This is a genomic window from Arthrobacter sp. 92, from assembly GCF_050260325.1.
Lineage (GTDB): Bacteria > Actinomycetota > Actinomycetes > Actinomycetales > Micrococcaceae > Arthrobacter.
On sequence record NZ_CP189863.1, the window covers coordinates 2,276,836 to 2,289,185 of the forward strand.

Sequence of the window (12,350 nt, forward strand, 5' to 3'; positions counted from 1 at the left end):
CGGTGAGTGCGAACGGCTTTTCCGTGCCGCCGCACCGGATCAAAAACCGGATCAACGTAACGTCTATCTACCCATAGGGGTTTTTGTGTCTACACCTGATGTAAGCAACGAAGCCGGCTCGACCGCCAGCAGCGTCACGGGCAGCAAGCGCGTCAAGCGCGGCATGGCGGAGATGCTCAAGGGCGGCGTCATCATGGACGTCGTCAACGTCGAGCAGGCGCGCATCGCCGAAGACGCCGGTGCCGTTGCCGTGATGGCGCTCGAACGCGTTCCCGCCGATATCCGCGCCCAGGGCGGCGTGTCCCGGATGTCCGACCCGGACATGATCGAGGCGATCATCGACGCCGTCTCCGTGCCGGTCATGGCCAAGGCCCGGATCGGCCACTTCGTGGAGGCGCAGATCCTGCAGTCCCTCGGCGTGGACTACATCGACGAGTCCGAGGTCCTGACCCCGGCCGACTACACCAACCACATCGACAAGTGGAACTTCACCGTCCCGTTCGTCTGTGGCGCCACCAACCTCGGTGAGGCACTGCGCCGCATCAACGAGGGTGCTGCCATGATCCGCTCCAAGGGCGAGGCAGGCACGGGAGACGTCTCCAACGCCACCACGCACATGCGCCAGATCCGCGCGGAGATCCTGAAGCTTGCCTCCCTCCCGGAAGACGAACTGTACGTTGCCGCCAAGGAACTGCAGGCCCCGTATGAACTGGTCAAGGAAATCGCCACCACCGGCAAGCTCCCCGTGGTCCTGTTCACCGCCGGCGGCATTGCCACCCCGGCCGACGCCGCCATGATGATGCAGCTCGGCGCCGACGGCGTGTTCGTCGGCTCGGGCATCTTCAAGTCCGGCAACCCGGCCCAGCGTGCCGCCGCCGTCGTAAAGGCCACCACCTTTTACGATGACCCGGACGTCATCGCCAAGGCCTCCCGCGGCCTGGGCGAGGCTATGGTGGGCATCAACGTGGACGAGATCCCGCAGCCGCACCGCCTCGCAGAGCGCGGCTGGTAGCAGCAGCAAGGCTTAAAACCAAGACGCCGGGCGGTCACCCCACAAGGTGGCGGCCCGGCGTCGTACGTTAACCCAACTAACTGGCAGTTAATGTCGCGAAAGTTCCATTTGGCGACATCAACTGCCAGTCAGTTGGGAGGGCGGCGAGGCTATTCCAGGCCGCGGCGCTTCAGCAGCGGCCCAAGGTCCGCGTCCCGGCCACGGAAGCTGCGGAAGGAGTCAAGGGGGTCGCGGCTGTTGCCGCGCGAGAGCAGTTCCGCGCGGAAGAAGTCCCCATTCACCCGTTTCAGCCCACCGTGTTCCTTGAACCACTCCACCGTGTCGGCGTCCAGGACCTCGCTCCAGATATACGAGTAGTAGCCCGCGGCGTAGCCGGAGCCAGCGAAGATGTGCTGGAAGTAGCCGGTGCGGTAACGGGGCGGAATCAGGCTGTGCGCCACCCCAGCCGCTGACAAAGCCTTGGCCTCGAACTCCAGGACGTCATCCGGGATCCCGGTTCCATCCAGCACATGCCAGGCAAGATCCAGCAGGGCCGCGCCAAGGTACTCGGTGGTCCCGAAGCCCTCGCCCCACATCTGGGACTCGTTGAGCTTGTCAATGACCGGCTGGGGCAGCGCCTCACCGGTGGCGTGGTGCCGGGCGTAATTGGCCAGAACCTCAGGCCACATGATCCACATTTCGTTGACCTGCGACGGGTATTCCACGAAGTCACGCGGCACCGACGTCCCGGAGAACCGCGGGTAGGTGACCTTGGAGAACAGCCCGTGCAGGGCATGGCCGAACTCGTGGAACGCGGTCCGCAGCTCATCCAGGGTCAGCAGCGTGGGCTCACCGGCTGGAGGCTTGGAAATGTTGAGGTTGTTGATGACCACCGGGCTGGTCCCCAGCAGCCCGGACTGATCCACGAGTGAGTTCATCCAGGCCCCGCCGCGTTTGGATTCGCGGGCGTAGTAGTCGCCAAGGAACAAACCCAACGCCGTGCCATCCTCATTGCGCACCTCCCAGACCCGGACGTCGGGGTGATAACCCTGCAGATCGGGACGCTCGTGGAAGGTGATGCCGTAGAGAGCGGTGGCGGCGAAAAAGACACCATCAGTCAGCACCCGGTTCAGCTCAAAGTACGGGCGGAGGGCCTGTTCGTCGACTTCGTAGCGCTCCTGCCGGACCTTGGCCGAGTAATAGGCCCAGTCCCAGGCCTCGAGCGGGTGTCCGGCGACCTCCGCCAGGGCCGCGGCCTCGGAGTCCGCGTTCCGGACAGCTGCGGGTGAAAGCCGGCTCAACATGCCCTGAACGGCTCCGAAATCCGGCGCCGTCTGGCGGTCCACCGTAAGTTCGGCATAGTTGGCGAATCCGAGGAGCCCCGCCTTTTCGGCGCGGAGCGCCACCATCGATTTCACCAGCTCCCTGACGTCGAGTTCCCCTCCGCTGCTGCCGCGGCTGATGGATGCCAGATACAGGCACTTGCGGACTTCACGGTTGTCCAGCGAGGCCATGGCGGGCTGATTGCTCGGCTGGATCAGGGTCAGCAGGTATTTACCGTGGTGGCCTGCCGCCCGCGCCGCCTCCGCGGCGCTGGCGACGTCGTCGGCGGGCAACCCGGCCAAATCCTCTTCGCTGTCCAGCAGAAGAGCCGAAGACTTCATGGCTTCTTTGACCCGCTGCCCGAACTCGGTGCCAAGCCGGGAAAGCTCGGCATTAACGGACTTGAGCCGCTCCTGGCCGGCGTCGTCGAGTTGGATGCCCGACTGGCGGAACTCCTTCAGGTACTCGGCCACGAGGCGGCCGGATTCGTCATCCAGTCCGGCCGTGTCGATTGCGGCAAACCGGTCAAACAGCCTCCGGTTCATGTAGATGGCGTCATCGTGGGCGGCGAACTTGGGAGACAGCTCGGTCTCAAGGCTCTTGATGCCCTCCGATGCATCAGCGGACGCCAGGGTGAAAAACGCGGCCGCGGCGCGTTGGAGAAGCTGTCCCGCCCGTTCCATGGCCAGCGCCGTATTCTCGAAATTCGGTGCTTCGGTGTTGTCCACGATGGCTTGGATCTCGGCGAGGTGCTGGTCCAGTCCGGCCTGGACGGCTTCGGCGTAATGCTGTTCCTCGATGTCGGCAAAAGGGGGCAGCCCGAACGGCAGGGGACTGGCAGTCAGAAGAGGATTGGTCATGAAGCAACACTTTCATGCCGGGCATTCGTTCTCAACGGTCCGGGGTGACGGTCCCCGGCGCGCCGTGGTCCCCGGCCTGCCGTGCGGTGATCAGCCCGCCTCGTAGATGGTGGGGATGGCAGGCTCGCCGTGCTGCAGCCGGTTGACCGCGGCCGGCAGTTCGGCCATGGTGTCCACGTGACGCTGCCGCGCGCGGGCCACGGCTTCCGCGCCGGTCCAGCCCGGGATGATCTCACCATGTTCCATGAACTGGCGGAGCAGCGGGCGCCCGTGCCCGCCGTCATCGGGGAGACGGCCCACCCCGATGACCTCGTGCGTGGCCACTCCTGTGTCATCGAATCTGCGCAGTGCGTGCTTGCGGCCTCCCACGTTGATCTTGGCCTTGGACGTTTTGGCCACGGGAACGAACTCCCCGTCGTTGTTGGTGCGGCTGACCAGCTTGTAGACCATGCCGGCAGTGGGAGCACCGGAACCGGTTACCAAGGCGGTCCCGATGCCATAAGAGTCAGCGGGGGCAGACTGAAGGGCGGCGACGGAGAATTCATCCAGATCCGAGGTGACCACAATCTTGGTGTGGACGTTGCCCAGGCTGTCCAGAAGAGCGCGAACCCACCTGGCCTGCGCGACGAGGTCTCCGGAGTCCAGCCGGACGGCCCCAAGTTTGTCCCCGGCGAGCTCGACGGCGGTACGGACGGCGGTCTCGACGTCGTAGGTGTCCACAAGCAGCGTGGTGCCGGGCCCGAGCGAGGCCAGTTGCGCCGCGAACGCCTCGCGCTCGGAGTCGTGGAGGAGCGTGAAGGAATGCGCGGCGGTGCCCACGGTCTTGAGGCCGTAGCGCCGCCCGGCTTCCAGGTTCGAGGTGCTCGCGAAGCCCGCGATCACGGCTGCCCGGGCAGCGGCAGGTGCCGATTCCTCCTGCGCGCGGCGGGAGCCCATCTCGATGCAGGGCCTTCCGCCGGCGGCACTGATCATCCGGGAGGCGGCCGAGGCGATGGCGGTGTCGTGGTTGAGCACCGAGAGGACATAGGTCTCCAGCACGCACGCTTCGGCGAACGTTGATTCGACAATCAGGACCGGTGAGTTTGGGAAGTAGGCTTCGCCCTCCGGATAACCCCAGATGTTGCCGGTGAACCGATAACCCGCCAGATGGTCCAGCGTTGCGGCGTTGACCACTCCGGTCCGGGCGAGGAAGTCCAGTTCGGCCTCCCCGAAGCGGAAGTCGGCGATCCCCTCCAGCAGACGGCCGGTTCCGGCCACGATGCCGTATCTGCGCCCGTCCGGCAACCCCCGCGCAAAGGCCTCGAAGACGGTTTTGCGGTGGGCGGCCCCGGAATGCAGCGAGGCCTGGAGCATCGTCAGTTCGTAATGATCGGTGTACAGCGAGGTGCGTGGACGGTCCCACCCGGGAGAGTTGTTCATAGCTCACTCTAGGCCGGGGCGGGGCGCCGGAAAACGTGCGCGCCGCTATCATGATGGAAGCTGCACGGGCCCCCGGCCCGTCGCTTTCGGCGGTTGGTCCGTCACCAGGACGGAAGAGCCGCCGCCTGAACAGGAAGGGCCAGCAATGACGCACATCCCAGCTGTGGAGCAGCCGCTGAATCCGTTCCCCCACTACGAATCGATGAGGAACGACGCCCCCGTTTTTTACGACCAGGAGACTGGTCTCTGGCATGTCTTCCGGTACGAGGACGTGCAGCGGGTCCTTTCCGAGCACGCCACCTTTTCCTCCAGGATGGCCGGAGAGAATCCTTCGGAGACCGGGCAGCTTTTCGCGGCCAGTTTGATCAACACAGACCCGCCCCGGCACCGGCAGTTGCGTTCCCTGGTGACCCAGGCCTTCACTCCCCGTGCAGTGGAGGCCCTCGCGCCGCGGATCTCGCAGATCACCGATGAGTTGCTGAGTCCAGTCGCCCCCGCGGGAAGCATGGACCTCATCGAGGAACTGGCCTATCCGTTGCCGGTGATCGTCATCGCGGAACTCATGGGGATCCCGGCGGCCGATCGTGAACGGTTCAAGAAGTGGTCGGACGTCATTGTCAGCCAAACCCGTCCGACCAATGACCAGGAGAGCGGGGAGGCGGACCAAAGCGGCGCGCACCGTGAAATGTCCGAGTATTTCATGGCGATGATCGAGGAGCGCAGGCGAAGCCCTGGCAATGACCTGATCAGCAACCTGCTGGCGGCGGAGATCGAGGGCCAGCGGCTCAGCGTGGTGGAGCTCCTGGGATTCTGCGCTTTGCTGCTCGTGGCCGGGAATGAGACCACCACCAATCTGATCGGCAACGCGGTGCTGTGTTTCACCGAAGAGCCGGGCCTCCTCGAGCGCCTCGCCGCGGATGAGTCGCTGCTCCCCTCCGCGATCGAAGAGGTACTGCGGTACAGGTCGCCGGTCCAGTCCATGTACCGCGTCGCCGCCGCCGCTACCACCGTTGGGGAACACAGCATCCCCGCCGGCGCGCCGCTGGTCGCCTGGATTGGATCGGCCAACCGGGATGAGAGGCAGTTTGCGCATCCCGCCCAGTTCGACGCCGGGCGGTCCCCAAACCGTCATCTGGCCTTCGGTCAGGGGATCCACTTTTGCCTTGGCGCGCCGCTTGCGCGCCTTGAGGCCAGGATCGCGCTGCAGGCCGTGATCACACGGCTGCCCGGCCTTGCGGTGGTGCCTCACGCGCGGCTCGAGCGGATGGAAAGCACCATCATCTACGGCGTTAAGGCACTTCCTGTGACCTGGAAGCCAGCCCACAGGTAAAGGCCCCGCGGAGGTCTCCTATGCTTGGCACATGGAAGCCTCAATCCCGCCGGCGATGCAGCCTATTCTCACGCTCACCGTGAATCCGGCCCTGGACGTCAGCACTTCAACGGACCGGGTCATCAGCGGTCATAAGCTGCGGTGCGGTTCCAGCCGCCTGGACCCTGGCGGCGGCGGGGTGAACGTGGCCAGGGTGGTCCAGCGGCTTGGAGGGCAGACGCTGGCCGTCTACACCGCCGGCGGCCCCACGGGCGAGGCCTACCGCCGGCTTATCGAGGCCGAACGCATTCCCTCGTTGGTGGTGCCGATCCAGGGCAGCACACGTCAGGACTTCACCGTGGACGAGACGGCCACCGGGGAGCAGTTCCGTTTTGTGCTCGAGGGGCCCGAAATGAGTGACGCCGAGTGGCATGCCTGCCTGGCGCTCGTGGCCGGATCGATCCCGGTGGGCGGGTACGTGGTGGCCAGCGGCAGCCTCCCGCCGGGAGTTCCACAGGACTTTTACGCGAGGGTGGCCCGGCTGGCGCGGGAGCGCGGGGCTCGTTGCATCGTGGATGCCTCCGGGTCGGCACTTGCCGAGGCCCTGGCGGAGGGGGTGTTCCTGGTCAAGCCAAGCCGGAGGGAGTTGGGTCTCCACTTCGGCGCAACGCTCGAGACGTACGAGAGCCAGGTGGCGGCAGCCTCCGCCTTGGTGGCCGACGGGTCCGCCGAACACGTCGCGTTGACCCTCGGCGGGGAAGGAGCGGTGCTCGCGTCAAAGTCCGGTGTCACCCGTCTCCCCGTGCCACAGGTTCAGGTCCGGAGCACCGTGGGTGCCGGTGACAGTTTTCTCGCGGCCTTTGTGCTCCGGATAGCGCAAGGCCGCAGCCCCGAGGCTGCGTTCCGTGCCGCCGTCGCCGCCGGAAGTGCGACCGTGATGACGCCGGCCACAGAACTGTGCCACCGGGAGGATGTCGAACGGCTGGAGACCGAACTCGCCGCCGGGCTGACCTGAGGATCTGCCGCGGCGGCGGTCAGTGCGGCTGCTCCTGAAAGTGCTTGATGTACCACCACTGCCAGGGCGTCTCCACGGCTGCCCGAGGGTACTGCCGGCGCACGTATGAGAGGGCCTGTGCTGGCGGTACGCCATCCAGGACGGCAATGCACGCCAGGGCAGTGCCCGTTCGTCCGCGGCCGCACCGGCAGGCGACCTCCACCCGTTCGGTTTCGGCTCGGCGCCACGCTTCGGTCAGGGCGTCCACGGCGTCGTGTTTGTCGGCTGGCAGACGGAAGTCCGGCCACCGCAGCCACCTCGCGTCCCACTCCATGCCGGGTGGCTCAGCGCCCAGCAGATAGAGGCCAAAGTCGGGGTGCCGTCCAGGCGGAAGCGGACGACCCAGCGCGCGCCCTCGAATTTGACGACCCGACGGCAGAACCACCACGCCTTCACCCGGCTCCCATATGCGGTCCACGTTCCTCCGTTCCCTGCGCGGACTAGTCCTGCTTTCCATAGATGGCCAACAGGTTCGCGAAGTCGACGTCGTCCGGGACCGGGTTGGTGTTGTCGTTGGTGCTCGAGTTCATCACGCTCGTCCTGGCCCGGCGGTGGACGAGCCCCAGGGCATGGCCCATCTCATGGACAATGGTGGCCAGGGCGCCGTTGTCGGTGGCCCGGTCCAACAATCCGGTATAGAGGGTGATCGTTCCGCCGTCGCGGTACGTGCCCCGGCCGCTGCCACGGAATTCGCCGTCCGTTCCGCGGTCGTTTGAGCTCACCTTCTCCTGGATGGCGATGCAGTTTGTGTTTGGGGGGCAGGTGGCAACCGGGACTGCCTGGATGCACGGACTTTGGGACCAGATCCCGGTCGCTTTCCGCACAAGATCCGCATACCGGTTCGATAGTGCGCTGGTTTCGAAGTTGACCGTAACCTCGGTGCCCGGGGAATGCGGCCAGGGCTTCTCCGGCGAATCCCGGGAGGAAACATCCTGTTGAACGGCGTTATCCGGCGCGAGGCATTGCCTGGCGGTGACGGGCGGAACCGGCGCCGTGGGGGACACAGGGGAGGTAGGGGCCGTGCACGCCGTCGCCGCCATTGCAGTGGCCAGTACCACCACGCTGAGAAAGCGCATACCGCCCATGAGTGTTCCCCGACTTCACGCGAACTGAGTGGATACTTCCACCAGTTTAGCAATCCGGGAGAATGATCCCCTTAGCTTGCCCGGGAGAGGGGGAAGCACTGCAGACCCGACCCGTTCGCAATTCTGAGGCGCCGCGCAGAACCGGCCACGGGTCGCTGAACGCGCGCCGGTTGGACGCCGAAACTGCCTGTTTACCCCCATGCCGCGCCCCGGTAACGTTGTTAATACCCACGAGGTATCAGCGACACGGCTGTCCCTTATCTGCCGGACAGGCGCCCTGGGAGCACAGATTCAGCGGAACAAAGATTCAGCGAGGAGTCGCACAAGAGATGGTTGATCAGGAATTGAGCCCCACCTCTACTTTCCGGTCACACGGCTTTGTTCAGGAACGCTCTGACATCAGCAACATCCATGTCCGGGAAGACGTGGCGAGGGCCGGACGCTGTGGCAACGTCCATCTAGCAACGGGGCGCACATGCCTGCTGCCCTTCCGGCACGGGGGCCCATGCCACTTCGTCGGACCGCAGGACGCACAGGAGATGCTCAGGCACTAGCCGGCGTGTGGCCACGGCCGGGCACTTCAGGCCCGGAAGTGCTGTAGGCCCGGAAGTGCTTCAGGCCCGGAGGGCTGTAAGCCCGCCGACTGCCCCCGCGCCCCGGCCTTGAATGCTGCTAGAAGAGGTGGGCCACCACCGCCTGCGTCAGTTGGTGGATGATCCACGTGCGGGCAGGGATGTCGTTCGTGTCCTGCCCCAGCGTGTACACGACGAAGACGTATGCGTTGGTGCCTTGCGCCAAAATGCTGGCATCGTGCAGGTAGCCATTGAGCAGTCCGTACTTGTGGAAGACTTCGATGCCCGCCGGCACGGCGGCGGGAATCAGCGACTCGTAGTTGGTGTCCTGCATGTAGGACAGGAGTTGCTCCGTGTGGGTCTCGTTCAGAAGTTGACCGGTGTATAGCAGTTCCAGGGTGATGGCCGTTTCTTCCGGGGTCAGCAGGTTTGCCGGCCTGTAGTAGTCGATCCCCAGCGAAGCTGCGTAGTCGTCGAGCGCCTGGTATCCGATTCCGCCCACCACCAGGTCCCATGCCTGGTTATCGCTTTGCTGAACCATCTGCTGGATGCGGACGGCGGCGGTGGAACCGGCCATGGGGGCGGCCAGCGACACCACGCCGGTTTCGGCAAGGTGGTAGTAGGCTGCTGCGGCCAGGATCTTGGCGGTACTTGCCGCCACAAACTTGTCTGTGACGCCGTAGCCATGCACCACGCCGTCGGACAAGTCAATCAGGGCCACCCCCACCTGGTACGTGCTGTTTGCGTTAATGATGCCGGTGATTTGCGCGTCAAGTCCGGCATCCGGTCCGGCCTCAACTGCTTCGCTTTCGGGAGGCGGAACGACGGCGGCCCCTTCCGACGGCGGGTCAGCGGCCCCCCCGGCCGGGCTCGGCGGGTTCGCCACCGGAGCAGCGGACTGGCCCGCTGAGGGCGGCGCCGATGTCACCGGCGCCGATGTCACCGGCGCCGGTGTTGCCGGCGCCGGTGTTGCCGGAAATGAAGGTGTGGACGTGGATTCCGCTGGCGGCCCGGACTCGGGAGCAGGCGTCGGGGCCACTGTCCCTTGAGCCGGCGTCGAAGATTTCTCCGCGCCTGCGGTAATCAACGGCGCGGCCGGCGCGGCCTGCGCGGCCGGCGCCGCCTGTGACGCCGGCTGCGGCAGGACGTGGACCGAGGCGTGGACGGCGGCAGTTGACGTCAGGAGCACGATTGCTCCCAGCGCGCCCAGAATCCTGATGCGTGATGGCACCGCTGACGCCCCCGTCCCGGACGGAGGCGGTGGGGCCGCTGAGGATGCCGGTCACACTGGCAGCCATCCCTTAGTGCTGCACCGCTGGCGCGGTATGCCCAAGATACGATGCGGCTTCAACGACTCAACAGAGTGGCTGCTACTTGTCTTGCGCTCACGGGCCTTCGGGGACGCCTTCCCTACGCCCCGTCGGTCATTTCCTCGGGTACTGCCACCAGCACCAGCTCCTTCCCGTCGCGGAGCACCGCAATGTCCAATGGGACGCCGATGGCGTCGGCGAAGAGCAATTTCTGTAGGCTCTCTGCGTTCGACACGGACTTCAGGCCCACGCTCAGCACCGTGTCTCCGGCCCGGAGCCCCGCGCGTTCGGCCGGCGACCCGGGCAGCACCTCCGCAACCAACAGACCGTCCCGATGTCCCGTCCGGACTATGGCATTCGCCCCCAGCCTGACGGGGGTGCTCACCAGGCCAAGGTAGGCACGCCGCACGCGGCCCGTTTGCAGCAGGGAGGCAATGATGCGCCGGGACGTGGCGTTGACGGGAACGGCGAGTCCCAGCCCGGCTCCCGCAATGGCGGTGTTGATCCCGACGATGCGTCCACGGGCATCCGCCAGTGCGCCGCCCGAATTGCCCGGGTTGAGGGCGGCGTCCGTCTGGATGACATCTTCGATGACACGGCGGTTCCGCCCCGACCACACCGGGATTGAACGGCCTAAGCCGCTGACCACCCCGGCGGTCACCGACCCGGCGAGTCCCAGCGGGTTTCCGACCGCGACGACCAGTTGCCCCACCCGGAGGGTCTCCGCGTCGCCGAACTCGGCCGGAGTCGCGTCCGGAGCTTTACCGTGAACGATAGCCAGGTCAGAGAGCGGGTCGGCGCCAACAACTTCAACGGCGGTCCTGGAACCGTCGGCGAATACCACGCTGCCCTTCTCGGCACTGCCGACAACATGGGCGTTGGTCACGAGGAACCCGTCCGAGGTGAACAGCACCGCCGAGCCCGCGCCAACGCGGTACGGGCCCCTGCGCCCGTTGGCGGCCATCTGGATGGCGGCAACGTGCCTGGTAACCATGCCGGCCACCCGGATGACGGTAGCCGAATATGAGTCCATGGGGTCTTCGTCCCCGTCGGCGCCTAAAAGCGGATCTCTGATCGTGGCCACGATGTACCTCCCGGACCTCCCTGACCTGATACTGGTTCAACGACCGATCGCGGCAGGCTAGTCCTTTGCGGCCTACGCCGTCAGTGAAATCCGCTCACAGGCTGGCACGTGGTGGTCGCGCACTCAGGGCCGCCGGCTGTCCGGCAGGACGTGGTGTTCCAGTAGATGGTCCGCGATGGCCATCGACGACGTGGCAGCAGGGGAGGGAGCATTGCGCAACAGCGTCACCGGTCCCACCTGGTCAATGGCGAAGTCATCGAGGAGCGAGCCGTCCCTGGCCCACGCCTGGGCTCGGACTCCGGCGGCGGTTTTCGCCGTGAGATCGCTGATGTGAAGCTCCGGGATAAAGCGGCGGGCCTGCTGGTAGTACAGGCGCTTGATCAGCGACGCGGCTATCTCCTTCGCTCCCATTCGCCAGTGCTGCCTGGCCAGGGCCCCCGCACCGGGCCACGTCAACGAAGCCAGGGTGTCCTTGCCGGAGAAGCTGGTCCAGGTATAGCCCTCCCGGGCAAGGGCGGGCACGGCGTTGGGTCCCACATGGATGGAGTCGTACACGCCCCTCGTAAAGTGCACACCCAGGAAGGGGAAGCGTGGGTCCGGAACCGGGTAAATCATGCCGTTCACCAAGTGCTGCTTCGCGGGGGACAAGGCCCAGTATTCGCCCCGGAACGGCAGAATCTTAGGCGCCGGTGAGGCGCCAAGAAAGCCAGCGACCACATCGGACTGCAGACCGGCGCAAACGATGAGACGGTCGAAAACCAGCTCGGAGTGACCCGTGGTGACCCGGACCTCGCCATGACCGGCGGTAATGGCCGTGACCTCATGGCCGAGGAGAATTCGTCCGCCGCAGGCCCGGACGTCGTCGGCCATCGCTTCGGTGATGGCCGAGTAGTCCACCACGGCAGTCCGTGGCGAGTGCAGCGCCGCCACCCCTGCCGCGTGGGGTTCGATTTCCCGCAGTTCGCGGGCGTCCAGGCGGCGCAGGCCCGGGACTTTGTTCATGACGGAGCGGCTTTCGATCGCAGCCAGCGCGGGCAGTTCGTCCTCTGTCAGCGCCACCACAAGCTTGCCCAGTTCGCGGTACGGCAGGTTTTTTTCCGCGCAGAATTCGCGGGTCAGTTCCCGGCCTCGTGCGCAAAGGCTGGCCTTCAGCGACCCGGGGGCATAGTAGAGGCCGGCATGGACCACCCCGGAATTGTGGCCGGTCTGATGCATGGCCACCCGGTGTTCCTTCTCCAGGACGGTGATGTTCCCCAGGCCACGGATGCCCAAGGCCCGCGCGACGGCGATCCCGACGATTCCTCCGCCGATGATGCCGATGTTTTCCGTCATGGTGGTCCTTC

10 protein-coding genes are annotated in these 12,350 nt (G+C 65.8%); 3 read left to right on the forward strand and 7 right to left on the reverse strand.

The genetic code is table 11. From position 1 onward, the window contains the following. The first annotated feature begins 85 nt into the window (after positions 1 to 85). Positions 86 to 1,012 carry a pyridoxal 5'-phosphate synthase lyase subunit PdxS gene (gene pdxS / locus ACP4XC_RS10480; RefSeq protein WP_427174904.1) on the forward strand — a complete coding sequence of 309 codons (927 nt, stop codon included), beginning with the start codon at positions 86 to 88 and terminating at the stop codon, positions 1,010 to 1,012. 149 nt (positions 1,013 to 1,161) lie between these two features. On the opposite strand, the gene ACP4XC_RS10485 is transcribed toward pdxS, so the two are convergent. Next, positions 1,162 to 3,174: a M3 family metallopeptidase gene (locus ACP4XC_RS10485; protein ID WP_427174905.1), complete on the reverse strand. Its 2,013-nt coding sequence runs from the start codon at positions 3,172 to 3,174 to the stop codon at positions 1,162 to 1,164. 90 nt (positions 3,175 to 3,264) lie between these two features. Further along, positions 3,265 to 4,593, reverse strand: a complete 1,329-nt coding sequence (locus ACP4XC_RS10490; RefSeq protein WP_427174906.1) for a nicotinate phosphoribosyltransferase — start codon at positions 4,591 to 4,593, stop codon at positions 3,265 to 3,267. Between the two features lie 145 nt (positions 4,594 to 4,738). Between ACP4XC_RS10490 and ACP4XC_RS10495 the strand changes: the two genes are divergently transcribed. Then, positions 4,739 to 5,923 (forward strand): cytochrome P450, encoded by a 1,185-nt coding sequence (locus tag ACP4XC_RS10495; protein WP_427174907.1) that lies wholly within the window; start codon positions 4,739 to 4,741, stop codon positions 5,921 to 5,923. 31 nt (positions 5,924 to 5,954) lie between these two features. Further along, on the forward strand, positions 5,955 to 6,917 hold the full coding sequence (locus ACP4XC_RS10500) for a 1-phosphofructokinase family hexose kinase (RefSeq protein ID WP_427174908.1): 963 nt from the start codon (positions 5,955 to 5,957) through the stop codon (positions 6,915 to 6,917). Between the two features lie 19 nt (positions 6,918 to 6,936). Here the strand turns inward: ACP4XC_RS10500 and ACP4XC_RS10505 are convergent, their stop codons facing one another. The 5 genes from ACP4XC_RS10505 to lhgO form a co-directional block, all read right to left on the reverse strand. After that, positions 6,937 to 7,230, reverse strand: coding sequence for a protein-tyrosine phosphatase family protein (locus ACP4XC_RS10505; RefSeq protein ID WP_427174909.1), 294 nt, complete (start codon positions 7,228 to 7,230; stop codon positions 6,937 to 6,939). A gap of 166 nt (positions 7,231 to 7,396) precedes the next feature. Continuing rightward, complete coding sequence (locus ACP4XC_RS10510) at positions 7,397 to 8,032, reverse strand: matrixin family metalloprotease (RefSeq protein WP_427174910.1); 636 nt, start codon at positions 8,030 to 8,032, stop codon at positions 7,397 to 7,399. Positions 8,033 to 8,713: 681 nt separating this feature from the next. Then, positions 8,714 to 9,844 (reverse strand): serine hydrolase, encoded by a 1,131-nt coding sequence (locus tag ACP4XC_RS10515; RefSeq protein ID WP_427174911.1) that lies wholly within the window; start codon positions 9,842 to 9,844, stop codon positions 8,714 to 8,716. A gap of 179 nt (positions 9,845 to 10,023) precedes the next feature. Next, positions 10,024 to 10,956 (reverse strand): S1C family serine protease, encoded by a 933-nt coding sequence (locus ACP4XC_RS10520; RefSeq protein ID WP_427175083.1) that lies wholly within the window; start codon positions 10,954 to 10,956, stop codon positions 10,024 to 10,026. A 174-nt stretch (positions 10,957 to 11,130) separates the two neighbouring features. Next, a complete protein-coding gene (gene lhgO, locus ACP4XC_RS10525) occupies positions 11,131 to 12,339 on the reverse strand; it encodes an L-2-hydroxyglutarate oxidase (RefSeq protein WP_427174912.1) in 1,209 nt (402 codons plus the stop codon). Between the last annotated feature and the right edge of the window lie 11 nt (positions 12,340 to 12,350).

Excerpts from the sequence above, each read along its gene's own strand:
- ACP4XC_RS10485 (WP_427174905.1), bottom strand. The coding sequence starts at position 3,174 with ATGACCAATCCTCTTCTGACTGCCAGTCCCCTGCCGTTCGGGCTGCCC.
- ACP4XC_RS10490 (WP_427174906.1), bottom strand. The coding sequence starts at position 4,593 with ATGAACAACTCTCCCGGGTGGGACCGTCCACGCACCTCGCTGTACACC.
- ACP4XC_RS10495 (WP_427174907.1), top strand. The coding sequence starts at position 4,739 with ATGACGCACATCCCAGCTGTGGAGCAGCCGCTGAATCCGTTCCCCCAC.
- ACP4XC_RS10500 (WP_427174908.1), top strand. The coding sequence starts at position 5,955 with ATGGAAGCCTCAATCCCGCCGGCGATGCAGCCTATTCTCACGCTCACC.
- ACP4XC_RS10505 (WP_427174909.1), bottom strand. The coding sequence starts at position 7,230 with ATGGAGTGGGACGCGAGGTGGCTGCGGTGGCCGGACTTCCGTCTGCCA.
- ACP4XC_RS10510 (WP_427174910.1), bottom strand. The coding sequence starts at position 8,032 with ATGCGCTTTCTCAGCGTGGTGGTACTGGCCACTGCAATGGCGGCGACG.
- ACP4XC_RS10520 (WP_427175083.1), bottom strand. The coding sequence starts at position 10,956 with ATGGACTCATATTCGGCTACCGTCATCCGGGTGGCCGGCATGGTTACC.
- lhgO (WP_427174912.1), bottom strand. The coding sequence starts at position 12,339 with ATGACGGAAAACATCGGCATCATCGGCGGAGGAATCGTCGGGATCGCC.